Source organism: Qipengyuania vulgaris (genome assembly GCF_009827325.1).
Lineage (GTDB): Bacteria > Pseudomonadota > Alphaproteobacteria > Sphingomonadales > Sphingomonadaceae > Qipengyuania > Qipengyuania vulgaris.
This window is the reverse complement of record NZ_WTYC01000004.1, coordinates 271,692-297,594: the sequence shown is the minus strand read 5'-3', so window position 1 is coordinate 297,594 and position 25,903 is coordinate 271,692. Positions and strand designations below refer to the sequence as shown.

Sequence of the window (25,903 nt, the reverse complement as noted above, 5' to 3'; positions counted from 1 at the left end):
ATGGCGGACAATCGCAAACTTGAGATGGAAGATGTCCTGCGCAAGCAGCGCGCCGTGTTCACCGAGGCGCGTCCCGAGCCGATCGAAGCTCGCAAGAGCCGCATCGAGCGCGCGATGAAGCTTCTCAAGGAACACGGCGATGACCTATGCAAGGTGATGAGCGCCGATTTCGGCAACCGCTCCCCGATGCAATCCATGATTACCGACATAGCGGGCACGGTGAACTTCGGAAAATACTGCCTGAAGCATGTCGACAAGTGGTCGAAGCCCGAGCGGCGTAGCGTGCAGTTCCCACTTGGTCTGCTGGGTGCGAAGGCAGAACTGCGGTATGAACCGAAAGGCGTGATCGGCATCCTCAGCCCGTGGAATTTTCCGGTGAATCTCACCTTCGGCCCGCTGATGCAGGTCTTCGCCGCCGGGAACCGGGCGATGATCAAGCCGAGCGAATTTACCGCGAAGACCAGCCTGATGATGCAGGAACTGGTCGAAGAATACTTTACGCCCGACGAATGCGCCGTATTCACCGGTGGACCCGAAGTTGCCGCGGCCTTTTCCGAACTACCCTTCGATCATCTGGTTTTCACCGGTTCGACTGCTACAGGCCGCAAGGTGATGGAAGCCGCGTCGAAGAACCTCGTACCCGTCACGCTGGAACTCGGCGGCAAGAGCCCCGTCATTCTCGGAGAAAGCGCCGATTTCGCCAAGGCAGGTGAGCGGATTGCCATGGGTAAGATGATGAACGCGGGCCAGATCTGCCTCGCGCCGGATTACATGTACGTACCCGAAGGCAAGCAGGACGAAGCAATTCATGGCGTTTGGCAGGGCACTGCCAAAATGTATCCGAGCTTGCTCGAGAACGAAGACTACGCCAGCCTCGTTTCCGATCGTCATTTTGATCGTCTGCAGGACATGGTTGCCGATGCGCGCGACAAGGGTGCCGAGGTGATCGAGGTCAATCCCGGTAACGAGGATTTCGGCAGCAGCAATGCCCGCAAGATGCCTCTTACCATCCTCAAGGGCGTCACCGACGATATGAAGGCGATGCAGGAAGAAATCTTCGGCCCCGTCCTGCCGGTGAAGACCTATAGGCAGCTGGACGAGGCAATCGATTACGTGAACCGGAACGATCGCCCGCTCGGGCTCTATTATTTCGGCGACGACAGCAACGAGCGCGAAACGGTCCTTACACGCACGATTAGCGGGGGAGTGACGGTGAATGACGTGATTTTCCATGTGTCGATGGAAGATCTGCCATTCGGCGGAGTCGGCTCCAGCGGGATGGGCAGCTACCACGGGATCGAGGGCTTCCGCGAATTCAGCCACGCTCGCAGCGTCTATACCCAGCCGAAGATCGACGTGGCTAAGCTGGGCGGATTTAAGCCTCCCTATGGCCCTGGGACTGAGAAGGCTGTCAGGAGCATGATGAAGTAAGGCGCAAGCTGCCGCCCGCTGGCCGAGTGCCAGCGGGATTGCTCTCCTTGCAAAGCTTTTAGCCATCGGATAGTGGCTCGGCTCCGACATCCGATTTACAGAGTATCCCTCCCAAAATGTTTGTGCAGCGCATATTGGGCAGGCACCGCAAGCTCCTTTCCAGCATCATGGTTTCGGGTGCGATCAAGGGTTTCGGCGCGCTCTTCACGTTCCTTTCCTTCGTCGCTGTTGCGCGCGCAACCTCGGTTCAAGAGTTTGGTCGCTTTTCGATCGCCTTTTCCCTCGCGACGATCTTGTCATTTTTTCTACTGGGTGGGCAGCACAGGATCGTCCTGAAATACTTTCCCAAGTATTTGACGATCAATGATGAAGGCGCTTCGGCACGGTTTGCATTAAAGCTCGCGTCGCGCAATCTGATGAAGTTTATCGCTGCGGGCGCACTATTCTCTGTCATAACAACTTTGGTCGCGATCTGGCTCGGATTGGAGTTTTCTACCAAGCTTCCGCGTGCCGCATTGCTTCTTACCCTTTGCCTTGCGATGTTAATGGCATTCGCCGAATTCATGTCCAATTATTACCGCGCGAAGGGATCGCTGGCTTATGGAATGTTGCCCCGCGATATAATTTGGCGTCTGTTGATCTGCATCATTTTTGGCGTCTTGCTCTTTGATGCTTCAGGTTTGCAATTCAGGGCCAATCTGGTTTCTTCGACGGAGGCCATTTCAATCCTCGCTTGCTTGCTCTCGCTTGCAATCGTGTCGCAGGTGGTCGGCTGGATCCGCAGCTTGCGCCTTCCGTCAGGCGTCCCCTTGGAGCGCGAAACAGAAATTCGAAGCGATTATCGACGCTCGACAGCCCCGTTCTGGGGGATCGCTTTGGTTTGGCCTGTCCAGAGTCAAATTGGTGTGCTGGTGGTAGGCTACCTATTGGGCGCCGCTGATGTAGGTGCATATTTTTCGGCACAAAAACTTTCGGGCCTTCTGGCAATCATTTCAGTTGGTATTAATCAGGCGATCGCACCGAAAATTTCGACTGCCATTGCTAAAGAGAATTTTTCAGAATTACGTCACACCTTTGCGATTTCGTGCATCGTCGGTGGCGTAATGAGCTTCTCCGTTTTTGCGGCCTACGCTGTATTGGGAGACTTTTTGCTCGGAATATTCGATCCAGCATATTCCAAGTTTCATGGTGTACTGCTCGTACTGTCACTTGGTCATGTAGTGTACAACGTATCTGGCCCGGCGGCTCTCCTTCTTGCGTTTACCGGGCAGGAGAGATTTGTCCTCGCAATAACCACCGGTGCCGCGATATTGGGGACAATTGCCGTATGTATCTGTACGGTCCTTTATGGCGTTTACGGAACGGCAGGAGCGGTCGCGGCGACTACGCTTGCTTGGAACCTGACGTTTTTTTATGTCGCAATACGTTATCTCAGGAGTACGAGAAAAATTTCAAATGAGTGATAGTGCCATACCCAATCTGTTTATCCCAGGCACCCCGAAGGCAGCGACCACGTCGCTGGCCGCATGGCTCGCGCAACATCCTTCGGTCCATGTTCCATCGGTTAAAGAGCCGCATTTCTTTAACGATGACCGTTCGAACTCTCGGTTCGCGTCGAATGAAGAGGCATATCGAAGTCTATTTCCGAAACGGGAGCACGTCACCTATTATTGCGATGCTACTCCAGGGTATCTTTTTTCCCCGAACGCTTTGAGGGCGATCGCGCAAACTTCTCCTCACGCTAAGCACATCATCACGTTTCGTGATTACGCGGAGACGTTCTTCTCGCTGCATCAACACGAACGGTTTTTGCAGACGGAATCAATTGCAGATCCTGTCCGAGCTTTCGCGGCCGCGCCAGAGCGGAGAAGGCGAGACAGGAAGCGGCCGAAATCTTACAGCAAATCACTGTACTATGATGAGCGACTGCGGGTTGGTGCCCAGCTTCTGCGCGCACTTGAATTCGTGGATCGCGACAACATTCTATTCATCGATTTCGATCGTGTGAAGGGCAATCCGGACAAGGTTTGGGAGGGAATGTGCGAATTCCTGGAACTAGATCCAGTGCCTATTGAGTTCATCAGAAAAAATTCTCGCAAAACCGTGCCTGCTGATGGCGTGGTATATCGCATGTTGAGGCTTGGCATCTCCGCGAGAAATGCTTTGGGTTTGGGGCGCGGAACTGGGCTTGCCCGCAAGCTTCGTTTGCGTTTCGCCAAGCCTGACACAGAGCCTCCGGCCCCGCCTCCGGAACTGGCCGAAAAGATCAATCGACAGTTCGAATATGATCGTGCCTTGGTAGAGAAGTTTGCTCAAGCCGGGCCAGCCTTGGTGGCCGAAGGGTTTTACACGAATGCAGGCAGCGACATTCTGTGACTGCCTTTCCTAGAGAGAGCAGTTCTATCCTATCAATGGGAAATTGTACTCCTAATCTGTTCATTCCGGGAACGCCAAAGGGAGCGACGACTTCGCTCGCGAATTGGCTGTCGCAGCACTCGGAAATCCACGTCTCGGATGTCAAAGAGCCCTGGTTCTTCAATGATGATCGCTCGACAGGCCATTTTGTTGGACGCGAGCAAAAATATCGCGAGTTGTTTCCCGTACAGGAAGGCGTGAAGTATTATTGCGATGCCACACCGGATTATCTCTATTCCCCCAGCGCGATGGAACAGATTTCCAATTTTTCTCCCAGCGCACGGTTTCTCGTGACCTTCCGATCCTACGCGGAGGCGTTCTTTTCGCTACATCAGCAAGAGCGTTTCATGAATCTCGAACCGATTGAATCCGCTGAAGAAGCGCTGCAGGCATGTAACGAACGGCGTCGTGAAGCGAAGCGGTCGCGGCGCCCGGAGCTCAAATCGCTATTCTATGACGAAAGGCTGCGTGTTGGCGCACAATTGTACAGGGCGCTCGAATGCATCCCACGCGAGCGGTTCCTGCTCATCGACTTCTCGTTAATCCGCGATAAGCCTAACGATGTCTGGCGCGCAATCGAGGATTTTCTCGGTGTCGGGTCAGAGACTGTCTCATTCAATGTGCAGAATACGCGCAAATTCGTCGCGACTGGCAACGCCGCGCGGATCTTGCGTCAAGCGAAGAAATTGAAGAATGTGCTCGGCATAAGGGGCAAGTCGCGCCTTGCCGACGCCCTGCGGGAACGGATGTCACCGCCCGATCAGGCTCCTCCTTCGATTTCGGATGAGTTCCGAGCCGCCGTAAATTCGAGGTTTCGGCCTGACCGCCAACTTGTCCAGCAGTTTGCAATAGCTGGTCCCGCGATCATGGCGGATGACTTCTATTCTGATGCGGACCAAGAAATGATGGCGGGAAGCTGAGATGATCAAGAACGTCCAACCCCCTTTTTTCTCGGTCATAATTCCTGCGTATAATCGCGCCGACGTGATTGGTGAGGCGATCGAATCCTGCCTGTCGCAAACATTCACCGACTTCGAAATCGTTATCGTCGATGACGGTTCGAAGGATGGCGCAAGACTGGCTGCGGTGATCGACGAATTTGCAGACGAGCGGATCGTAGTTCATCGCCAAGAAAATGCCGGAGCTTCAGCGGCGCGCAACACCGGCATGGACATTGCACGGGGTCGGTTCTTTGCGTTTCTCGACAGTGACGATCGGTTTCTTCCCACCAAGCTCGAGCGGTTCAGAGAGCGGATCGCCAGCAAATCGAGGTTTGCCGGTTTCGCACCTGCCATAGTGGATCGCGGTAAGGGACGTGCTGCGCTAAAGCCCGGTGGAACGCTGCATCCAGATGAGCCGCTCGAACACTATTTTTTCTCGCGTAACCAGATGATACAGACCTCTGTCTTAGTGGTGGATCGCCAGTCGGCAATCGACGTACGGTTCAGGCCCGATATTCTGGTTGGAGAAGATCTCGATTTTTGCCTTGCGATCGAGGCTGAAGGAATTGATTGGGAGCGGATCGATGAGCCTCTGAGTATCTGGTTCGACGTTCCACAGGAAGGACGATCAGCAGATTATCGGGGCGATCTCAAGCAGGCGTATAAAGGTTTTCGAACGTGGGGACTGCTGTCCGAGAGGGGCCGTTATGCGTACGAGGGAACGGTTGGAGCATTTCACACCGCACCTTTTAACCGAATGGCTGCCTTAAGGATGCTGTTGAATGGCCCATTGAAGGGTGACGTGAAACTTTCGGTCACCGGCCGACAGTTCATTCGATGCTTCTTACCCCGTGCATTTTATCACAGGCTGGTAGGTGCGGTTCTGGAAATGACGAAACCCTTGAGAAAAATCAGAGTTCATCGATAATCTGATTATTCAATCCTCATGGAAATAGCCCAACTCAGGAACAATTATTTCCGATCATTCTCCAACGAAAACTCCGCAAAGGCGACCATGATTGCTTCCCAGTAAGCCAGATTGTCCATGAAGAGTTCTTTCGGCATTCCGCCTGCTTCAAGGTCGATGTCCATTTCGATTACAGGATCCCGATCGTCGTCGAGGTATATCCGGCCAAAGCGGTTTCTAGACGCGTAAGTATTCATTGCCTCAAGCGTCGGCTCCGTTTCGGTCGCAAAGGCAATGTAGAACTGTACCGACTTGCAATTCTCGCCGGCGTCATCGCAATCGAACGGGAGGATGAGGAAGTTGTAACCGGACATGCCGGTCTTGATGTACCGGTCATCTTTTTCACCGATTAGCTTTGCTTGGTACCCTTCGCTTTCGAGGATTGCCGCAATCTGGTCAACGTCGGCAACGACGTTTTGAGCGGTCGCCGGGGAGGAGGCTGTGATTAGGCCAATACAGAGTGCGCCAATGAAACCGATTTTAGCCATAGATGGGTTTGCTCTCGTAAAAATCATGTGCAGCGTATGTTGAAGCCGAGTTAACGAAAACTCAATTGCGCTTGAAAATTTGGCGGCAAAACCTCTTCGCCTTGCCCTTGCACCATCTCGGCTAGAAGCCTAGAGGCTGCCCCGCAAACTTCCCCCTGACGGAATCGTACGTGGTTGACCTCGAACAATATCTTCCGATCCTGATTTTCCTGTTCATCGCGGCGGGCCTCTCGGCTCTCTTCGTGTTCCTGCCGATGGGTGTCTCGCGTCTGACCGGGACGCATCAGCCTACAGCAGAAAAGTACAGCGAGTATGAGTGCGGCTTTCCCGCATTCGAAGATCCGCGCAGCCAGTTCGACGTTCGCTTCTACCTCGTCGCGATCCTGTTCATCATATTCGACCTCGAAGCCGCATTTTTATTCCCATGGGCAGTCAGTCTAGACCTGACCGGGTGGCCGGGTTGGATCACCATGATGGTATTCCTCGGCGAACTGATCGTCGGTTTTGCCTACGCCTGGAAAGTCGGCGCGCTGGAGTGGGAGTGACGATATGAATACCCCCCAATCCCTAACCCCCACAGCACAGCCCGGCGAAATCCGTCGTCCAGACGCGGACTATTTCAATGCGCTCCAGACCGAAGTGAACGACAAGGGCTTCCTTGTTACTTCGACGGAAGACCTGTTCCAATGGGCCCGGACCGGATCGCTGTGGTGGATGACCTTTGGCCTCGCGTGCTGCGCGGTCGAGATGATTCACGTGAACATGCCACGTTACGATATGGAGCGTTTCGGCGTTGCTCCACGCGCGTCCCCGCGCCAGAGCGACGTGATGATTGTCGCCGGTACGTTGTGCAACAAGATGGCCCCCGCACTTCGCAAGGTGTACGACCAGATGTCGGAGCCGAAATACGTCATCTCGATGGGTAGCTGCGCGAATGGCGGCGGCTATTATCATTACAGCTATTCTGTCGTGCGCGGCTGCGACCGGATCGTGCCGGTCGATATTTATGTTCCTGGCTGCCCGCCGACTGCCGAAGCACTACTTTATGGAGTCATGCAATTGCAGCGGAAAATCCGCCGCGTGGGTACGATCGAGCGTTGAGGGCACAGGTGATGGCTACACTACATTCCGCGCCCCGCTTCACGCAGATCGATGGGCTGGCCAGCACGCTTTCGGGCGCGCTCGGGGAACATCTTGTTGAGACCCGCGAAGAGCATGGGGAGCTCCTGTTCACCGTGCGCCGCGGCTCGGTCGAAGATGCCTTGCGGATACTGCGCGACAATCACGGTTATCAGCAGTTGATGGAGATCGCCGGGGTCGATTATCCGAGCCGAGCCGAACGGTTCGAAGTCGTCTACATGCTTTTGAGCCTGACGAAGAACAGCCGCATCATGGTCAAGTGCACCGCATCCGAGGATACGCCGGTGCCGACCGTTACGACGCTATGGCCGAATGCTGGCTGGCTCGAGCGTGAGGTGTTCGACATGTACGGCGTGCTGTTCGATGGAAATACCGACCTGCGCCGCATCCTGACGGATTACGGTTTCGAGGGTCACCCCTTCCGCAAGGACTTCCCGCTCACTGGCTACGTCGAACTGCGCTATTCCGAAGACGAGAAGCGCGTGGTCTATGAACCCGTCGAGCTTGCGCAAGATCTTCGCCAGTTCGATTTCATGAGTCCTTGGGAGGGTGCGGATTACGTCCTTCCTGGCGACGAGAAGGCGAACACTTCACCGGTCGATGACCCCAAGGTCACGGAAAAGCCTTCCGATACCGGTGCGGGCAAGGACACAGACAAAAAGGCCTCTGCAAAAGTGAGCGCGGGTGCGCCGGCCGAAGAGGATGCGGGCGAAGATGTTCCCGCCCCTGCGCCGACCGAAGATCAGCCTGATCGTGCGAAGCGCAAAGGCAAGGCCAAAGACACTTCGACGGCGACGGAGCCGGCCAAGAAAAAGAGCACTGCGAAGAAGGCCGCCCCTAAGCGCAAAGCTCAGGTCAAAAAGAAGGACGATCAGTAATGCGTTCTACGATCTTGCCGATTTTTGTCTTTGCGCTAGCCGCCTGCTCTCAGCAACCTGCACAAGAGCAGGAAGGCGCTAACGATTTTGCGAGCCGTATCGGTCAGCAGGAATCGGGCGCTCAACTCGATCCGTCACAGCCCGACCCCAATGCGCCGAATGTTGCCGTAGACACACCGCCAACCGAAGCGAACCTCACCCAGCTTCAGCGCCTCGGCGATATAGGCGGAGTGAACCTTGGGCCGCGGGAAGGTGGTTGCACCTTTATGGTCGGCAATCAGGAGATGATGATCGCTGCAGGTATGAAGGAACCGACATTACCCGGAAAAGCTGTCGTTCGCGTGGGTGATACGCTCGTCATGACTGACGCCGCGCCTGGCGGGCTGGCTGCGATCAAATCCGGCACTACCTTTAGCGGAGAGGGCTTCACCGTCGAGGTTGCACCGGCCGCAGGCGAAGAACAAAGCCGCCCGGCCAATGTCGTGGTTACCGATGAGGCAGGCAATTCGCAAAATTATTCCGGCAACTGGATCTGCGCATGAGTAGTGCAATGCAAATCGAGGAATCGCCGACCACCGGCGACGAAACGATCACCAACTACACGATCAACTTCGGGCCCCAGCACCCTGCGGCGCACGGCGTGCTGCGCATGGTTATGGAACTGGACGGCGAGATTATCGAACGGATCGACCCGCATGTCGGACTTCTGCACCGCGGCACGGAAAAGTTGATCGAGCATAAGACCTATCTTCAGGCGCTGCCCTATTTCGACCGTCTCGATTACTGCAGTCCGCTGTGTCAGGAGCACAGCTACGTCCTCGCGATAGAGAAGCTGCTCAATGTGGAGGTGCCCGAGCGAGCGCAGTATCTTCGTGTCCTGTTCGCCGAGCTGACTCGCATCTGCAACCACATGCTCAACATCGGCGCCCACGTAATGGACGTCGGCGCGATGACTCCGAACCTGTGGGTCTTCGAGCTGCGCGAAGACTGCATGAACTTCTTCGAGCGGGCGAGCGGTGCGCGCATGCACAGCGCTTGGTTCCGCCCGGGCGGAGTGCACCAGGATGTTCCCGAAAAGCTCCTCGTCGATATCGGCGAATGGCTGGATACTCGGCTCCCCGAGTTGTTTGGGGACGCAATGAGCCTTGTGCTGGACAACCGCATCTTCAAGCAGCGTAACGTCGATATCGCCGTAGTTAGCAAGGACGACGCAGTGGCATGGGGTTTCTCCGGCCCGATGATCCGTGCGGCCGGCATTCCTTGGGACCTGCGCAAGTCGCAACCTTATGATGTCTACGACCGCATGGAGTTCGGCATCCCGGTCGGTACCAACTCCGACTGCTACGATCGCTTCGTGGTGCGCGTGAAGGAAGTTTACGAAAGCGCCAAGATCATCAAGCAGTGTCTGCGCGATATGCCATCCGGCCCCGTGGCGAGCGACGACCGCAAGGTTGCACCGCCAAAGCGTGCCGAAATGAAGCAATCGATGGAAGCGCTGATCCACCACTTCAAGCTCTATACTGAAGGCTTTCACGTTCCCGCAGGCGAAGTTTACGTCGCAACTGAGAGCCCCAAGGGGGAATTCGGCGTCTACCTTGTGAGTGACGGTTCGAACAAACCCTACCGCTGCAAGATCCGCCCAACCGCTTTCAGCCACCTGCAAGCAATGGATTTCATGTCTAAGGGCCACATGTTGCCTGATGCCACCGCAATTCTCGGCGCTATCGACGTTGTCTTCGGGGAGTGCGATCGCTGATGGCTGACCGTAACCCCGCACCGGATACTCCCGAACTGCGCGAGCGCTGGGGTGCTTTCGAATTCACGGAAAGCTACCGCGAACGTGCGGACAAGGCGATTGCGCGATATCCCGAGGGGCGTCAGCGCTCGGCGGTGATGCCGCTGCTCGACCTTGCCCAGCGCCAAGTGGGCGAAGAGACTGATACGCAAGGCTGGCTGCCGCTGCCGGTGATCGAATATGTCGCCGACTATCTCGACATGCCGGTCATCCGCGTGCTTGAAGTGGCCAGCTTCTACTTCATGTACAACATGAAGCCGGTGGGTAAGTACCACGTGCAGGTCTGCGGCACGACGCCCTGCATGCTGCGCGGTTCGGACGGACTGTTCGAAACCTGCAAGAAGCGTGGCATGAGCAAGGGCCATGTCTCCGAGGACGGCCTTTGGACGCTCACCGAAGTCGAATGTATGGGCAATTGCGCCACCGCGCCGATGGTTCAGATCAATGACGACAATTACGAAGACCTGACCCCCGAGCGTCTCGACGCCATCCTGGATGCGCTGGCGAAGGGCGAGCAACCGAAAACTGGCACGCAGGAGCCCGGTCGCCACACCAGCGAACCGGCCAATGCGCTGAGTTCGCTCGAGAAGATGGCCGAAGAAAATCATGACTACCGGAGTGAATGGTGATGGATAGCTCGATCATCACGATCATCCTCACGATCCTTGCAGTCGTGATTGCCTGGAAAGTGTTGAAGGGTGTCATCAAGACAGTCGCACTGGTCGGAATCCTGATTGTGGCGGCAATCCTCGTGTTCGGGGGAGGTTTCTGATGCTTGCCGACAAGGATCGCATCTTCACCAACCTCTATGGCTTCCAGGACTGGGGGCTCAAGTCGGCGCAGCAGCGTGGCGACTGGGACGATACAAAGTCGCTGATCGCGCGCGGGCATGACCATATCATCGAGGAAATGAAGGCCTCTGGTCTTCGCGGGCGGGGTGGTGCTGGCTTCCCGACGGGTTTGAAGTGGTCGTTCATGCCCAAGGAGAGTAAGGACGGCCGGCCAAGCTTCCTTGTCATCAATGCCGACGAGTCCGAACCCGGTTCCTGCAAGGACCGTGAGATCATTCGTCACGATCCGCACAAACTAATCGAAGGCGCGCTGGTGTCCGGTTACGCCATGCGGGCGAGGGCGGCATACATCTACATCCGCGGCGAATATATCCGCGAAGCCGAAACCCTTCAGGTTGCCATTGACGAGGCCTATGCTGCGGGCCTGATCGGCAAAAATGCGAGCAAATCGGGATACGACTTCGACGTGTTCCTCCACCGGGGCGCGGGTGCATATATCTGCGGCGAAGAAACCGCAATGATCGAGAGTCTCGAAGGCAAGAAAGGCCAGCCTCGCCTGAAGCCACCGTTCCCGGCCGGCGCGGGTCTGTACGGCTGCCCGACCACTGTCAACAATGTCGAAAGCATCGCGGTGGTGCCAACAATCCTGCGCCGCGGAGCCAGCTGGTTCGCGAGCTTCGGCCGAGAGAACAACAAGGGCACCAAGCTCTTCCAGATCAGCGGCCATGTAAACAAGCCCTGCGTGGTGGAGGAAGCGCTCTCGATTCCGTTCAGCGAACTGATAGAGAAGCATTGCGGCGGTATTACCGGTGGCAAGGACAACCTCCTTGCGGTAATCCCTGGCGGCTCTTCTGTTCCGCTGGTTCCGGCAGAGCAGATATGGGACGCGCCGATGGATTTCGACGGCCTCAAGGACCTCGGTTCGGGCCTCGGCACGGCAGGCATCATCGTCATGGACAAGTCGACCGACATCGTTCGCGCGATCAGCCGGATCAGCTATTTCTACAAACACGAAAGCTGCGGCCAGTGCACGCCCTGCCGCGAAGGTACTGGTTGGATGTGGCGTATGATGGAGCGACTGCGCGCTGGCGATGCTGCGATCGAGGAAATCGACATGCTGCAGCAGGTCACGAAGCAGGTAGAGGGTCACACCATCTGCGCTCTCGGTGACGCGGCGGCCTGGCCGATTCAGGGCCTCATCCGTCATTTTCGGCCCGAGCTGGAGAGGCGTATCGAAGAACATAACACTAAGTTTGTGGAGACTGCGGCATGAAAACGCCATTCGTGGTGCTTGCGCTGCTATCGCTTGCTGTTCCCGCAGTCGCGCAGGAGACCGATATCGATCGCGAACGGGACCGGTTTCTTCGCCCCGAAGCACCGATTGGATCGCGCTTTAAGCAGGAAGCTCAAGCGGCTGATGTGGCAGATGCCCGCCAGATGCAGAAACGTCTCGCAAAATGCGTTTATTACGGGAACAAGGACGAACTTGATACCCTGTTGGCGAACAGCGATTTCGACAGGATCGATTTCTCGGCTTTGGAATTCGAAGCCGAAGAGTTTTTCGATGAGATCGACTTCGGACGTTGTCTCGGCCGAGCAATGAAGCAGTCGCAGTACAAAATTTATGCGACGATGCAGTATTCGACCCTGCGCAACCTCGTTGCGGAAGAGGCATATCTTTATTCCAACAAAGGACCGCCCGTGCGTGAGGAAGGCGCTCCTACATTCATTGAAGCCCGGTTCATCGGTCGCCGCGCCGGTCCTCGGTCAAAGGTATTAGCCGAAGTATCCGATTGCATCAGCTACCGCAATGCGCCAGCCGCCCATGACTTGTTGGATTCCACGCCAGGAACGAGCGGAGAAGGCAGTTCCTTGGAAGCACTTTACCCGACACTGTTGACATGTCTTGATACCGAGGAAGCACCCAATCTAGACCCGACTATGGTCCGTATGCTGGTTGCCGACGGAATGTGGACCCGTAGCTATTACGGCGCCTTCGAAACTGCCCAAACCAAGCCAACGGATACCGAATAATGCCCAAGGTCACTGTAGACGGTCAGGAGATCGAGGTTCCGGAGGGCGCGACCGTCCTCCAAGCCTGCGAGCTTGCGGGAAAAGAGATTCCGCGCTTCTGCTATCACGAGCGACTGAGCATTGCGGGCAACTGCCGCATGTGCCTGGTCGAGGTGAAGCCTGGGCCGCCTAAGCCGCAGGCCAGCTGTGCGCTTCCGGCTACTGATGGGCAAGAAATCCGGACAGATACGCCGATGGTGAAGACCGCGCGGGAAGGGGTGATGGAATTCCTTCTCATCAACCACCCGCTTGATTGTCCGATCTGCGACCAAGGCGGCGAATGCGACTTGCAGGACCAGTCTGTGGCATACGGCCGCGGAGCGACGCGTTACACCATGAACAAGCGCGCCGTGACCGAGAAATACATGGGCCCGCTGATCAAGACGATCATGACCCGCTGTATTCACTGCACCCGTTGCGTGCGCTTCAGCGAGGAAATCGCCGGAGTGGATGAAATCGGCGCGGTGGGCCGCGGCGAGGACATGCAGATCACTACCTATCTGGAGCAGGCTGCCGAGCACGAATTGTCCGCCAATGTAATCGACCTATGTCCGGTCGGTGCACTCACTTCGCGCCCCTATGCGTTCGAGGCACGTCCATGGGAGCTCAAGAAGACGCTCAGCATCGACGTTTCGGATGCGGTAGGCGCAAATATCCGGCTCGACAGCCGTGGAAGAGAAGTCATGCGTGCACTTCCGCGTATCAATGACGATGTCAATGAGGAGTGGATTTCGGACAAGGCACGTTATCAGGTCGACGGTCTTTCGCGCCGGCGCCTCGACAAGGTGTTCATGCGCAAGCGTGGCAAGCTCCAAGAGGCGACATGGGACGAGGTGTTCAAGGCCATCACCAAGGCCAAGCCGGGGAATGACATTGCAGCAATTGCCGGTGACATGGTCGATTGCGAAACGATGTTCGCTGCCAAGGCACTTCTCAAGGCCTGCGGTTCGACACTGATCGAAGGCCGTCAGACCGGGATGGATTACGACGTGTCGAGCCTCGCCGCGGTCAATTTTAACTCGACCTTTGCCGGGATAGAGACTGCCGATGCGATTTTGATCGTCGGGAGCCACATTCGCTGGGAAGCGCCGCTGATAAACGTGCGCATTCGCAAGGCTGTGAAACGCGGCGCGAAGGTTTTCGTAATCGGTGCCTTCTGGGACACCACCTATCCGGCGGTATTCCTTGGCGACGATCTCTCGGCACTCGGCGACCTGCCCGATGAAGTGGCCGATGTGTTCGATTCCGCAGAACGTCCGGCCATAATCATGGGCGGTGCGGCTCTGGCGCAAGGTGCGCTTGGAGCCGGCCTTCGCTTCGCCGATCAGTTCAAGTTGGTTCGTGATGGCTGGAATGGTTTCAACGTGCTGCATTTCTCCGCTGCGCGCATGGGCGGACTGATGCTCGGCTATGCCCAGAAGGGTGGGATCAAGGACATCGTCGAAGCCAAGCCCAAGGTGGTCATCAGCCTTGGCGCGGATGAGATGGATTTCGAACCCTTCGCTGATGCGCTCAAGGTCTACATCGGTCATCACGGCGATAAGGGCGCACATGCGGCGGATATCATTCTGCCGGGCGCGAGCTATGCCGAGAAGGACGGAACTTACGTCAACACTGAAGGCCGCGTTCAATTCGCGGAAAAGGCCGTCTTCGCGCCGGGCGATGCGCGTGAGGACTGGACCATTCTGCGCGCTCTGGCGGATGCGCTGAAGGTGGATGTCGGTTTCGACAGTTTCGCTCAGTTGCAGTCGGCAATGATTGCTGACGTTCCGGCACTGGGCGAGGAAGGTCTAGCGGATCTCGGCGTGCTGCCGAAAGCGAATGCGAAGGCAAAAGCCGAGGGTGCAATCAGTACCTATCCGATCAGGGACTTTTACCTCACCAATCCGATCGCGCGCGCCAGCGAGGTAATGCAGCGCTGCTCGGTAGAACTGCTCCACGGCGGCGAATTGGCGGAGGCCGCGGAATGACCGAATTCTTCCAATCCCTCGGCATGAGCTACGAATGGGCGTGGGGCGTCGCCACCATTTCCGGCATCCTGCTCATAGCGCTGCCGCTGATGCTGGCGGTAGCCATGATTATTTATGTCGACCGCAAGGTGTGGGCGGCGATCAACCTGCGCCGCGGCCCAAACGTGGTCGGACCCTTCGGTCTTCTGCAGAGCTTTGCCGACGGCCTGAAGGTTTTCCTGCAGGAAACCATCATCCCCAGCGCGGCGAACAAGGGCATCTTCATCCTCGCCCCGATTGTCACCTTTACGGTGGCGCTTGCGGCATGGGCGGTGATCCCTTTCAGCGCGACGGCTGTGCTGGCCAATATCAATGTCGGCCTGCTCTACATCCTCGCGATCAGTTCGCTCTCGGTTTACGGCGTGGTAATGGCAGGATGGGCGTCCAACTCGAAATACCCGTTCTTTTCCGCCATGCGCGCCGCTGCACAGATGATCAGCTATGAAGTTTCGATCGGCTTCATTCTGGTCAGCGTGGTTCTCTATGCCGGAACGTTCAACCTGAACGAGATCGTCATGGCGCAGAAGGGTCACGGTTTCGGGATCGTCAACGGTTATGTCTTCAACCTGCTGCTCTTCCCTATGTGGGTGATGTTCTTTATCTCCAGCCTGGCAGAAACGCAGCGCGTACCGTTCGACCTCACAGAGGCCGAAAGCGAGCTCGTGGCGGGTTACCAGACCGAATATAGCTCGATGAGCTTCGCGCTCTTCTGGCTGGGCGAATACGCCAACATTCTGCTTATGTGCATGCTCAATGCGCTGCTGTTCTTTGGTGGTTGGCTGCCGCCCATCGATTGGGCACCGCTCTATTACGTGCCGGGCATCGTCTGGTTGCTGCTGAAGACGTTCTTCTTCTTCTTCATGTTCAGCTGGGTCATGGCGACCGTCCCTCGTTATCGTTACGATCAGCTCATGCGCTTGGGCTGGAAGGTATTCCTACCCATCAGCCTTCTGTTCGTCGTTCTCATTTCCGGTTGGCTGATGGCCACCGGCCACTATGGAGCCGCCGCATGAGTACGGTCGCGCACCTCATAAAATCGTTCACCCTGTGGGAATTCGTGAAGGCGCATGCCCTCACGTTGAAATATCTCTTCAAACCCAAGGTAACGATCAACTATCCCTTCGAAAAGAACCCGCTGTCTCCGCGCTTCCGCGGTGAGCATGCCCTGCGCCGTTACCCGAATGGCGAGGAACGCTGCATCGCCTGTAAGCTCTGCGAGGCGGTATGCCCTGCGCTGGCCATTACCATCGAGAGCGAGCCGCGCGAGGACGGTAGCCGCCGCACCACGCGGTATGACATCGACATGACCAAGTGCATCTACTGCGGCTTCTGTCAGGAAGCCTGCCCGGTGGATGCAATCGTAGAGGGTCCGAACTTCGAATACGCAACCGAAACCCGCGAAGAGCTGCTTTACGATAAGGCCAAGCTGCTCGCGAATGGTGACAAGTGGGAGCGTGCAATCGCCGCGAACCTTGAAGCCGACGCACCCTACCGCTAACCGCGCCGCAACCGAATTTGGGGCAACATGATCCAGACTATCGCCTTTTACATGTTTGCGGTGCTCGTCATTGCATCGGCCGTGATGGTGATCACGGCACGCAATCCCGTGCACTCGGTGCTGTGGCTCATCCTTGCATTCTTCAACGCTGCCGGCCTCATGGTATTGGTCGGCGCGGAATTCATCGCGATGCTGCTTGTCATCGTCTATGTCGGGGCGGTCGCGGTGCTGTTCCTATTCGTGGTCATGATGCTAGACATCGACGTGGCCGAATTGCGCGCGGGGTTTGTAAAGAACTTCCCGCTGGGCATCGTCATTGCTCTGGTCTTGCTGGCGGAACTGGTGCTTGGCATCGGTGCTTATCAGGTTGGGTCAATCGAACTCGGCACACCGATGGCGAGTGACGGACCTGCCATGGTGGAAAGCAATACCGGCGCGATCGGTGCGCTGCTCTACACGAAGTACCTGTTCCTGTTCGAAGCCGCGGGACTAATTCTGCTGGTCGCGATGATTGGTGCGATCGTCCTGACGCACCGTCCGCCGAAGACTAAGCGCGGTCATCAGGATATCGGTAAGCAGAACCGCCGCAATCCGAATGAAGCGACTGTGATGAAGCAGCCCGAAGTGGGCCGGGGGGTCGAACTGTGATCGGCATCGAACACTATATCATCGTCAGTGCAATCCTGTTCGTGCTGGGCGTCCTCGGTATTTTTCTCAACCGCAAGAACATCATCGTCATCCTGATGGCGATCGAGCTCATTTTGCTGGCGGTGAATATCAATCTCGTGGCGTTCAGTGCCTTCCTGGGTGACCTTGTGGGGCAGGTCTTTGCCATGTTCGTGCTGACCGTCGCCGCGGGGGAAGCGGCGATTGGGCTCGCAATTCTCGTCATCTATTTCCGTGGCCGCGGCACGATCGCAGTCGACGATGCCAACCGGATGAAGGGATAAGCATCCGTGCAGAATTCCATTCTCCTGATCGTCTTTCTGCCGCTGCTCGCAGCGATCGTTGCGGGCCTCGTCAATAAGATTGCTCCCAGCGTTTTTGCGAAGGCTATAACGACAAGCGCGCTGTTTATCGCCTGCGCGCTGAGCTGGCCGATTTTCCTCGGTTTCGTGAGCGGAAGCGCAGAGGCCGAGGTCGTCCCTGTTCTAACTTGGGTACAGTCGGGGGCACTTTCTTTCGACTGGGCGCTAAGGGTCGACACCCTGACCGCGGTTATGCTGGTGGTCATCACCACCGTTTCGGCGCTCGTTCACCTCTATAGCTGGGGCTATATGGAAGAAGACCCGGACCAGCCGAGGTTCTTCGCCTATCTCTCGCTCTTCACCTTCGCCATGCTGATGCTCGTGACGGCTGATAACCTGGTGCAAATGTTCTTCGGTTGGGAAGGCGTGGGCCTCGCCAGCTATTTGCTGATCGGGTTCTGGTTCAAGAAACCGAGCGCCAACGCCGCTGCGATCAAGGCCTTCGTGGTCAATCGCGTTGGCGACCTGGGCTTCATGATGGGTATATTCGGGACCTTCTGGGTATTCGGGACCGTCTCGATCCCTGAAATCCTTGCCGCAGCGCCGGGAATGAGCGGAGCGACGATCGGCTTCCTCGGCCTGCGCGTGCACACGATGGACGTGCTCTGCATCCTCCTGTTCATCGGCGCGATGGGCAAGTCGGCGCAGCTCGGCCTGCACACATGGCTTCCGGACGCAATGGAGGGCCCGACCCCGGTTTCAGCACTTATCCACGCAGCGACCATGGTTACCGCAGGCGTGTTCATGGTCTGCCGCCTGTCGCCCATGTTCGAAACCGCACCAGTTGCGCTCGCCATGGTGACCTTCATCGGCGCTGCTACCTGTATCTTCGCCGCAACCGTCGGCACGACGCAGTGGGACATTAAGCGCGTCATCGCTTATTCGACCTGCTCGCAGCTCGGCTACATGTTCTTCGCAGCTGGTGTGGGCGCATACGGCGCGGCGATGTTCCACCTGTTCACGCACGCCTTCTTCAAGGCGCTGCTGTTCCTGGGCGCCGGCTCGGTCATCCATGCGATGCACCACGAGCAGAATATGCGTTATTATGGCGCCTTGCGTAAGGAGATTCCTTTTACCTTCTGGGCGATGATGGCCGGTACGCTGGCGATTACCGGGGTCGGGGTCCTTTACGTGTTCGGCTTTGCCGGCTTCTATTCGAAAGACGCCATTCTCGAGGCGGCGTTCGCGCGCGGGACCGAGCTTGGCAACTTCGCCTTCTGGATGGGAGCGCTCGCCGCACTGCTGACGAGCTTTTACAGCTGGCGCCTCATGTTCCTCACCTTTTGGGGCAAGCCGCGTTGGGCAGACAGCCATCATATCCAGCACGCGGTCCACGACGGGCATGACGAGCCGGACGAGCACAATGCGCCCAAGCAGGAAGATGCTGGCGAAGACGTGACACACTCCGTGCCTTCGCCCAACTACGAGGCAGGGACTGCAGGCTATCATCCGCATGAAAGCCCGCTCTCAATGCTGATCCCGCTGGGTGTGCTGTCGATTGGTGCGGTGCTCGCCGGTTACGTGTTCAAGGATGCTTTCATCGATGGCTCTTCGGGTGCTGTGAACGGAGCGTTCTGGGCCGGTTCCATTTATTTTAACGAGAACCTCATCCACGGCCTCCATGCGGTGCCGACATGGGTGAAGCTGACAGCTACTGTCGTGATGCTTCTTGGTCTGCTTGCCGCATGGCTCGCCTACATCAAGGACACTAGCATTCCCGGCAAAGCGGCTGAACAGCTCGGTCCGGTCTATCGCTTTTTTTACAACAAGTGGTATTTCGACGAGCTCTATCACTACCTCTTCGTGGTCCCCGCCTTCTGGCTGGGCCGCCAGTTCTGGAAACTGGGCGATGTCGGAATGATCGATCGCTTCGGCCCCAATGGCGTGGCCTGGGTGGTCGAGAAGGGTGCCGTCGGCGCCAAGCGGTTCCAGACCGGATATCTCTATAGCTATGCGCTGGTGATGCTCCTCGGGCTTGTCGCCGCCGTCACCTGGGTGCTGTTCTGATGGAGTTTCCCATCCTTTCGCTCATGCTTGCCGTGCCGCTCGTCGCGGCGATCTGCTGCCTGTTCCTAAACGCCTCTAGTGCGCGGATGGTGGCGCTGTTCGCGACACTGATCGACCTCGCGCTCGGCATCCTGCTATGGCTCAATTACGATATCGGCGGCGCGCAATGGCAGTTCACCGAACGGGCGCAGGTGTTCGCGGGCTTCGAATACGCGCTCGGTATCGACGGCATTGCGCTGATGCTCATCATGCTCAGCGTCTTCCTGATGCCAATCTGTATCCTTGCCAGCTGGGATTCTATCACAAAGCGCGTCGGCGAATACATGGCTGCTTTCCTGCTGATGGAAGTGCTGATGATCGGCGTTTTCGCCGCGCAGGACCTTTTCCTGTTCTACATCTTCTTCGAGGCCGGCCTAATCCCGATGTACCTGATCATCGGCGTGTGGGGCGGCGATAACCGCATCTACGCGAGCTATAAGTTCTTCCTCTACACGCTTCTCGGCTCGGTGCTGATGTTGATCGCCATGCTGTGGATGGTGAACGAGGCAGGAACGACGGCGATCCCGGCGCTGATGCAGTATGATTTCCCGGTTGATGCCCAACTGTGGCTGTGGCTCGCCTTTTTCGCCAGTTTTGCGGTAAAGATGCCTATGTGGCCGGTCCACACATGGCTGCCAGATGCGCACGTGCAGGCACCGACTGCCGGTTCGGTCATCCTTGCCGGCGTTCTCCTGAAACTCGGCGGTTACGGGTTCATCCGCTTCAGCCTGCCGATGTTCCCGGACGCCAGCGCCGATCTTGCCTGGCTGGTCTTCGCGCTCTCTATGGTGGCGGTGATCTATACCTCGCTTGTCGCGCTGGTGCAGCACGACATGAAAAAGCTGATTGCCTATTCCTCGGTGGCCCACATGGCGATCGTGACGGTCGGCCTCTTCGCCTTTAACGTCCAAGGCCTCGAGGGCGCGATGATGGTGATGCTCGGCCACGGTCTTGTATCAGGAGCATTGTTCCTTTGCGTCGGCGTAATCTACGACCGCCTGCATACGCGTGAGATTTCCCGTTATGGCGGGCTTTCAATCAACATGCCGAAGTATGCTGTCTTTTTCTTGCTTTTCACCATGGCCGCGGTCGGCCTCCCGGGCACGAGCAACTTTGTGGGTGAATTCTTGGCATTGGCAGGCATCTACGAAGTCTCGACCTTCGTAGCCTTGGTCTGCACGACAGGTATTATCCTCGGCGCGGCCTATATGCTCTACCTTTACCGCAGGGTGGCGTACGGCGAGCAGAAGAACGCCGATGCCGCCGCAATGCCCGATCTTAACGCCCGCGAATGGGCCATGCTTGCTCCGATCGCAGCCGCCGTGCTGTGGATGGGCATCTATCCGGAAAGCTTCCTAGCACCCATGCGTCAGGACATCGCCGCCCTTGAAACCAGACTGGCCGGCGTTGCGCCGCGCTACGACAGCGCGCTTGAAGTAGGCGCACCTCGCTCAAAGGCGGCGAACTTTGTCGAGCCGAGCCATGAAGGGGAGGGAGAGCACTGATGTCCTACTCCACTTCTCTATACCTCACAGGCGCCGAAATCGGCCTATCGGTCACCGGACTCGTGTTGCTGTTGGTCACCGCATGGACCAGCGAAAAAGCTGCTCGCGCTATCACCATTGCCGCTGTCGCCGCATTATTCGGTGCACTGTTGTTCAACGTCTCGTTGTTCGATGGTGGGTTGGCGGGGAGCGCGTTTGGCGGCCTTTTCCTGGCCGACGGCTTTGCGGTGTTCGCGAAGAGCCTGGTTTACATCGCAACCATCGCCTGCCTGATCGTCGCTCCGCGTTATTTCGATGCGCGCGGTGAGTATCGCGGTGAATATCCGGTGCTGATGCTGTTCAACGCGGTCGGTATGGGTTTGATGGTTTCTGCCACCGACCTGATGACGCTCTATATCGGTCTCGAAATGTCGAGTCTCTCGTCCTATGTCCTGGCCAGTTTCGCGCGGCGCGACGGCAAGTCCAGCGAGGCGGGCCTCAAGTACTTTGTCCTCGGCGGCCTCGCCTCGGGCATCATCCTCTACGGCGTCAGCCTGGTGTACGGCTTTTCCGGCACGACCAGTTACGAGGGCATCCGTACAGCGTTCGCTGCCGACTTCTCGACCGGTGCGATGTTCGGTGTTGTGTTCGTGCTCGCGGGGATTGCATTCAAGGTCGCCGCTGTCCCGTTCCACATGTGGACGCCCGACGTATACGAAGGTGCACCGACGCCGGTGACTGCCTTTTTTGCGAGCGCCCCGAAGGTTGCAGCGGTGGCTATGCTGGTGCGTATCGCGACCGGCCCGTTTGGTGGGCAGGTCGAAGCCTGGCAGCAGATCGTCATCTTTGCCGCCCTCGCTTCCATCGTGGTCGGTGCATTGGGGGCAATCGGACAAACGAACCTGAAGCGACTGCTCGCCTATTCTTCGATCAACAATGTCGGCTTTATCCTGATTGGTCTTGCAGCAGCGACCCCCGAGGGAATTTCGGGCGTGCTCGTCTACCTCTCAATCTATGTGTTCATGACCATTGGCAGCTTTGTCGCCCTGCTCATGCTGCGTGACAGCGAAGGTAATGCCCTTGCAACCTTCGACGACATTTCCGGCCTCTCAACCACCAGCCCGGTATTGGCATGGTGTCTACTTGCGCTCATGTTCAGCCTTGCCGGCATCCCCCCGCTGTTCGGCTTCTGGGGCAAGTTCGTGGTCTTTCAGGCCGCAGTGCAGGCGGATATGATTGCGCTAGCCGCGATTGGCATCGCAGCCAGCGTTATCGGGGCCTTTTATTACATCAAGTTCATCAAGGTAATGTTCTTCGATGAGCCGCAAGGAGCCGCCCCGGCTGCGGCGCCGGTGTCGCACTGGATTGTCTTGGGTCTCAGCGTGGCGGTTATCTCGCCCCTCGGCTATTTGCTGACACCGTGGCTCGGCAATCTGGCGGACGCAGCCGCGCAGATGCTGTTTTACGTCGCTTGATTCGCACGGTTCAAGAAACCGGGAGTACCAACGCCGACCTCGCTACTGCGCTGCGGGCGGGCGATGCAATCAGTGAAGGGGACTGGCTCGTAACCGACCGCCAGACGGCAGGCCGCGGGCGCCAAGGCCGGACATGGTTCGACGGTCATGGCAACTTCATGGGGTCGACCCTGGTCCGGCCGCACGGTCGCGATCCGGCGCCAGCCAGCCTCGCCTTGCTGGCCGGCCTGGCACTATATGAAGCAGTGTTGCCTCTCGTCGCAAATCCAACCGATCTAAGACTTAAGTGGCCTAACGATCTGATGTTTGGAGGAGCAAAGCTCGCCGGTATTCTTCTCGAACGCGAGGGTGACGCGATCATCGTTGGTATCGGAGTGAATCTGGCCGCCGCTCCCGACCTACCCGCACGCCGCACCACAACGCTCTCCACCTTCGGTCCCCCTCCGGACCGTGACCTTTTTGCGAATGCTCTTGCAGCCAGTTTTGACAAGGAGCTTGAACGTTGGCGGACCTATGGGCTCGATCCATTGGTTCGCCGCTGGGAAAGTATCGCCCACCCGTTCGGTGCCCCGCTCACAGTGAGCCCTCCTGGCGAGCAGCCAATCAATGGCACGTTCGCCGGGCTGACCGAGGATGGTGCTCTGCGTCTACGCTTGGCTGGGGGCGAGAGCCGTGTCATTCACGCAGGTGACGTGATGCTCGCTAATGAGGAGGGCTGAGCGATGCTTTTGGCAGCTGATGTCGGGAATACCAACGTAGTCTTCGCTCTCTTCGAAGGGCGGGATATCAAGGCACGCTGGCGTATCGCCACCGACGCTCGCCGTACCGGTGACGAATACGCGGTGTGGCTGCTGCAGCTAATCGCGCTTGAAGGCTATGCCCGCGAAGACATCACCGGCATCATCATTGGTTCGGTCGTTCCGCGCTCGGTCCACAACCTCACCGTGCTTGCGCAGAAGTATTTCGGCATAGAACCGATCATCGCCGGTCAGAGCGGGGCGGAATGGGGATTTGAACTCGACATTGAACAGCCGAGTTCGCTCGGCGCCGACAGGGCGTTAAATGCGCTCGCAGCGCATGCCAAATACACGGGGGACCTGATCGTGGTCGACTTCGGTACCGCAACAACGTTTGATGCGGTCGACTTCAACGGAGCCTACAAGGGCGGGATCATTGCACCGGGCATTAACCTTTCGCTAGATGCGCTGGTGGGCAACACTGCAAAGCTGCCACGCATCGCAATCGAAAAGCCCGCTACCGACAGCGTGATCGGTCGCAATACGGAAGACCAGATGCTTATCGGCGTCTTCTGGGGTTATGTATCGCTGATCGAAGGGCTCGTCGATCGCATGAAGCGCGAAATCGGACGTCCTGCTCGCGTCGTTGCCACGGGCGGCCTCGCTTTGCTGTTCGACGAACACACCGACCTATTTGATGCCGTGGATAGCGATCTCACGCTCGACGGTCTCGCCATACTTGCTGAGCGAGCAATCTCTTGAAGAAAGATTTCACTCCCGAAGACGAACTCCTGTTCCTGGCCTTGGGCGGCTCGGGCGAAATCGGCATGAACGTCAACCTTTACGGGTGCCAAGGCCGCTGGTTGATGGTCGATCTTGGAATGACCTTTTCGGGGGGCCAATATCCTGGTGTGGACCTGGTGTTCGCTGACCTAGAATTCATCGAAGAGCGCACCAAAGACCTCGAAGCGATAGTCCTGACCCATGCTCACGAAGATCATATCGGCGCGGTTCCATATTTCGCGGCGGATCTCGGCGTGCCGATTTACGCCACGCCATTCACGGCCGAGCTGGTGCGTCGGAAGCTCGATGAAGCAGGACTTGAAAGCCAGGTTGAACTCATAATCATCGAAGAAGACCACGGCAGTTTTCAAGTCGGACCATTCGACATCACCTATATCCCGCTTGCCCACTCCATTGCGGAGGGCAATGCGTTACTGATCGAGACGCCTCACGGGAATATCTTCCACACGGGTGACTGGAAACTCGATGAGGATCCGATCATCGGCGAGCCCACCACAGAGGAAGAACTGACTCAAATCGGCGATCAGGGTGTACTCGCGCTGGTCTGCGACAGCACAAATGTTTTCAATCCCGCTCCCAGTGGATCGGAAGGCGCGGTATTCAAAGGGTTGCTCGAAGAGGTTCAGCGCCACCCGGGGAAGCGCGTCTTGGTCACGACCTTTGCAAGCAATGTTGCGCGCTTGCACACACTCGGCGAGGTCGCTCGGGAAACGGGTCGACAGGTTTGCGTTGCCGGGCGATCGCTCGACAGGATTATCGAAGTGTCGCAGCAGAGCGGATATCTCACCGACTTCCCCGATACGGTTGATTTCGATACTGCAATGGGGTTGCCTCGCGGCGAAATCTTAATTCTGGCGACGGGCGGGCAGGGCGAACCCAGGGCAGCACTCTCGCGAATCTCGGAAGATAACCATCCGATCAAGCTTGTCTCGGGCGATGTAGTCCTTTTCTCGAGCCGCCAAATTCCGGGCAATGAACTCGCGATCGGCGCAGTACAAAACCGGCTTGCGGCGAAGGGGATCAGCATGGTCACCGATCGGCAAAGCCTGATCCATGTTTCCGGCCATCCGGGTCGCCCGGAACTCGAAGCGCTCTATGGGTGGCTGAGGCCTGAAGTGCTCGTCCCGGTCCATGGAGAGATGCGGCACATGCAGGAGCAGGCGCGCCTGGGCATCGCAAGCGGCATTCCCGATGCGGTAACGCAGCAAAATGGCGACATTGTTCGCCTCGCTCCGGGTGCGCCCGGGAAGATCGCCGAGGCTAGGGCAGGGCGTCTGGTGCTCGATGGCGATATCATCGCGCCCGCCGATGGTGACAGTATCGTGATGCGCCGGCGGATCATGCACGAGGGTGTCGTGATCGTGGCTCTCGACGACCGGCTTAACCCCTTGATCGACAGCCTCGGTCTGCCGCTCGACGAGGACTATGAAGATTTCGTCGCAGAGACGATGCAGGACATTCGTGCTGCTATCGGCAAGCTCAAGGGATCTGATCGCAAGTCTGCCAGCGCCATCCACGAAGCGGCGCGCTTGGCTACCCGACGCGCAGCACAGCGGTGGTCCGGGAAAAGACCGCAGGTTCGCGTCATTCTGCCCACCAAGGGGCTGGATTGATGCCTTTCGAGCTCCCGATGCAATGGACGTCGATCTTGGCAATTTATGCGCTGTTCTGGGTGGTGAGCGCCTTCATCCTACTGCCGTTCGGGGTGCAAACGCACGATGAAGCTGGAATGGACAAGATCCCGGGCCAAGCTGAGAGTGCACCGGCCAATTTTCAGCCGAAGCTGATAGCAAAACGCGCTACTGTTCTCGCAGCGGCAGTTACGGCAGTTTACGTCATTAACTACGCGTATGGCTGGATCACTGCGGAAGACCTGATTTTCTGGGGGCCTACTGCGAACTAG

The 25,903-nt window shown here is 57.5% G+C and carries 27 protein-coding genes; 26 read left to right on the top strand and 1 reads right to left on the bottom strand.

Translation table 11 applies throughout. The features are described 5' to 3' along the window. The 5 genes from GRI69_RS10000 (at position 1) to GRI69_RS09980 (ending at position 5,715) form a co-directional block, all read left to right on the top strand. Positions 1-1,431 (top strand): coniferyl aldehyde dehydrogenase, encoded by a 1,431-nt coding sequence (locus GRI69_RS10000; RefSeq protein WP_202391948.1) that lies wholly within the window; start codon positions 1-3, stop codon positions 1,429-1,431. A gap of 116 nt (positions 1,432-1,547) precedes the next feature. Further along, positions 1,548-2,894, top strand: coding sequence for a lipopolysaccharide biosynthesis protein (locus GRI69_RS09995; protein WP_160728133.1), 1,347 nt, complete (start codon positions 1,548-1,550; stop codon positions 2,892-2,894). Beyond that, on the top strand, positions 2,887-3,807 hold the full coding sequence (locus GRI69_RS09990; protein ID WP_160728132.1) for a sulfotransferase family protein: 921 nt from the start codon (positions 2,887-2,889) through the stop codon (positions 3,805-3,807). Before GRI69_RS09995 ends, GRI69_RS09990 begins: the two co-directional genes overlap by 8 nt. Then, positions 3,804-4,766, top strand: coding sequence for a sulfotransferase family protein (locus GRI69_RS09985; protein WP_160728131.1), 963 nt, complete (start codon positions 3,804-3,806; stop codon positions 4,764-4,766). The genes GRI69_RS09990 and GRI69_RS09985 overlap by 4 nt, the downstream gene beginning before the upstream one ends. Before the next feature lies 1 nt (position 4,767). After that, a complete protein-coding gene (locus GRI69_RS09980) occupies positions 4,768-5,715 on the top strand; it encodes a glycosyltransferase family 2 protein (RefSeq protein WP_160728130.1) in 948 nt (315 codons plus the stop codon). A gap of 44 nt (positions 5,716-5,759) precedes the next feature. Here GRI69_RS09980 and GRI69_RS09975 read toward each other — a convergent pair whose 3' ends face one another. Then, positions 5,760-6,242 (bottom strand): YbjN domain-containing protein, encoded by a 483-nt coding sequence (locus GRI69_RS09975; RefSeq protein WP_160728129.1) that lies wholly within the window; start codon positions 6,240-6,242, stop codon positions 5,760-5,762. 170 nt (positions 6,243-6,412) lie between these two features. On the opposite strand from GRI69_RS09975, the gene ndhC reads away from it, so the two are divergent. Genes ndhC through GRI69_RS09875 form a run of 21 tightly spaced genes read left to right on the top strand, consistent with a single transcriptional unit; the run spans position 6,413 to position 25,903 of the window. Continuing rightward, on the top strand, positions 6,413-6,787 hold the full coding sequence (ndhC, locus tag GRI69_RS09970; RefSeq protein ID WP_160728128.1) for an NADH-quinone oxidoreductase subunit A: 375 nt from the start codon (positions 6,413-6,415) through the stop codon (positions 6,785-6,787). A 4-nt stretch (positions 6,788-6,791) separates the two neighbouring features. Beyond that, the gene (locus GRI69_RS09965) at positions 6,792-7,343 is read left to right on the top strand and encodes a NuoB/complex I 20 kDa subunit family protein (protein WP_160728127.1); all 552 of its coding nucleotides are present in this window, start codon (positions 6,792-6,794) and stop codon (positions 7,341-7,343) included. An 11-nt stretch (positions 7,344-7,354) separates the two neighbouring features. Beyond that, a complete protein-coding gene (locus GRI69_RS09960; protein WP_160728126.1) occupies positions 7,355-8,260 on the top strand; it encodes an NADH-quinone oxidoreductase subunit C in 906 nt (301 codons plus the stop codon). Then, a complete protein-coding gene (locus GRI69_RS09955; protein ID WP_160728125.1) occupies positions 8,260-8,802 on the top strand; it encodes a hypothetical protein in 543 nt (180 codons plus the stop codon). The genes GRI69_RS09960 and GRI69_RS09955 overlap by 1 nt, the downstream gene beginning before the upstream one ends. After that, positions 8,799-10,016, top strand: a complete 1,218-nt coding sequence (locus tag GRI69_RS09950; RefSeq protein ID WP_160728124.1) for an NADH-quinone oxidoreductase subunit D — start codon at positions 8,799-8,801, stop codon at positions 10,014-10,016. Before GRI69_RS09955 ends, GRI69_RS09950 begins: the two co-directional genes overlap by 4 nt. Next, positions 10,016-10,684 carry a complex I 24 kDa subunit family protein gene (locus tag GRI69_RS09945; protein ID WP_160728123.1) on the top strand — a complete coding sequence of 223 codons (669 nt, stop codon included), beginning with the start codon at positions 10,016-10,018 and terminating at the stop codon, positions 10,682-10,684. Before GRI69_RS09950 ends, GRI69_RS09945 begins: the two co-directional genes overlap by 1 nt. Next, positions 10,684-10,827 carry a hypothetical protein gene (locus tag GRI69_RS15760; RefSeq protein ID WP_202391947.1) on the top strand — a complete coding sequence of 48 codons (144 nt, stop codon included), beginning with the start codon at positions 10,684-10,686 and terminating at the stop codon, positions 10,825-10,827. Before GRI69_RS09945 ends, GRI69_RS15760 begins: the two co-directional genes overlap by 1 nt. Then, the gene (gene nuoF / locus GRI69_RS09940) at positions 10,827-12,119 is read left to right on the top strand and encodes an NADH-quinone oxidoreductase subunit NuoF (RefSeq protein ID WP_160728122.1); all 1,293 of its coding nucleotides are present in this window, start codon (positions 10,827-10,829) and stop codon (positions 12,117-12,119) included. Before GRI69_RS15760 ends, nuoF begins: the two co-directional genes overlap by 1 nt. Next, positions 12,116-12,880, top strand: coding sequence for a hypothetical protein (locus GRI69_RS09935; protein ID WP_160728121.1), 765 nt, complete (start codon positions 12,116-12,118; stop codon positions 12,878-12,880). Before nuoF ends, GRI69_RS09935 begins: the two co-directional genes overlap by 4 nt. Further along, positions 12,880-14,889: an NADH-quinone oxidoreductase subunit NuoG gene (nuoG, locus tag GRI69_RS09930; RefSeq protein ID WP_160728120.1), complete on the top strand. Its 2,010-nt coding sequence runs from the start codon at positions 12,880-12,882 to the stop codon at positions 14,887-14,889. Before GRI69_RS09935 ends, nuoG begins: the two co-directional genes overlap by 1 nt. Beyond that, positions 14,886-15,941: an NADH-quinone oxidoreductase subunit NuoH gene (nuoH, locus tag GRI69_RS09925; RefSeq protein ID WP_160728119.1), complete on the top strand. Its 1,056-nt coding sequence runs from the start codon at positions 14,886-14,888 to the stop codon at positions 15,939-15,941. Before nuoG ends, nuoH begins: the two co-directional genes overlap by 4 nt. Beyond that, entirely contained in the window at positions 15,938-16,426 is a 489-nt protein-coding gene (gene nuoI, locus GRI69_RS09920) for an NADH-quinone oxidoreductase subunit NuoI (RefSeq protein WP_160728118.1), read from the top strand. Before nuoH ends, nuoI begins: the two co-directional genes overlap by 4 nt. A gap of 27 nt (positions 16,427-16,453) precedes the next feature. Then, the gene (locus GRI69_RS09915) at positions 16,454-17,074 is read left to right on the top strand and encodes an NADH-quinone oxidoreductase subunit J (protein WP_160728117.1); all 621 of its coding nucleotides are present in this window, start codon (positions 16,454-16,456) and stop codon (positions 17,072-17,074) included. Next, a complete protein-coding gene (nuoK, locus tag GRI69_RS09910) occupies positions 17,071-17,376 on the top strand; it encodes an NADH-quinone oxidoreductase subunit NuoK (RefSeq protein ID WP_160728116.1) in 306 nt (101 codons plus the stop codon). The genes GRI69_RS09915 and nuoK overlap by 4 nt, the downstream gene beginning before the upstream one ends. A 6-nt stretch (positions 17,377-17,382) precedes the next feature. Next, on the top strand, positions 17,383-19,461 hold the full coding sequence (gene nuoL / locus GRI69_RS09905; protein WP_160728115.1) for an NADH-quinone oxidoreductase subunit L: 2,079 nt from the start codon (positions 17,383-17,385) through the stop codon (positions 19,459-19,461). Beyond that, positions 19,461-21,005 carry an NADH-quinone oxidoreductase subunit M gene (locus tag GRI69_RS09900; protein ID WP_160728114.1) on the top strand — a complete coding sequence of 515 codons (1,545 nt, stop codon included), beginning with the start codon at positions 19,461-19,463 and terminating at the stop codon, positions 21,003-21,005. The genes nuoL and GRI69_RS09900 overlap by 1 nt, the downstream gene beginning before the upstream one ends. Further along, positions 21,005-22,459: an NADH-quinone oxidoreductase subunit NuoN gene (gene nuoN / locus GRI69_RS09895; RefSeq protein WP_160728113.1), complete on the top strand. Its 1,455-nt coding sequence runs from the start codon at positions 21,005-21,007 to the stop codon at positions 22,457-22,459. The genes GRI69_RS09900 and nuoN overlap by 1 nt, the downstream gene beginning before the upstream one ends. Continuing rightward, positions 22,456-23,178, top strand: a complete 723-nt coding sequence (locus GRI69_RS09890) for a biotin--[acetyl-CoA-carboxylase] ligase (protein ID WP_160728112.1) — start codon at positions 22,456-22,458, stop codon at positions 23,176-23,178. The genes nuoN and GRI69_RS09890 overlap by 4 nt, the downstream gene beginning before the upstream one ends. A 3-nt stretch (positions 23,179-23,181) precedes the next feature. Next, positions 23,182-23,958 (top strand): type III pantothenate kinase, encoded by a 777-nt coding sequence (locus GRI69_RS09885; protein WP_160728111.1) that lies wholly within the window; start codon positions 23,182-23,184, stop codon positions 23,956-23,958. Then, positions 23,955-25,613, top strand: coding sequence for a ribonuclease J (locus GRI69_RS09880; protein ID WP_202391946.1), 1,659 nt, complete (start codon positions 23,955-23,957; stop codon positions 25,611-25,613). Before GRI69_RS09885 ends, GRI69_RS09880 begins: the two co-directional genes overlap by 4 nt. Positions 25,614-25,630: 17 nt before the next feature. Next, the gene (locus GRI69_RS09875; protein ID WP_160728182.1) at positions 25,631-25,903 is read left to right on the top strand and encodes a DUF1467 family protein; all 273 of its coding nucleotides are present in this window, start codon (positions 25,631-25,633) and stop codon (positions 25,901-25,903) included.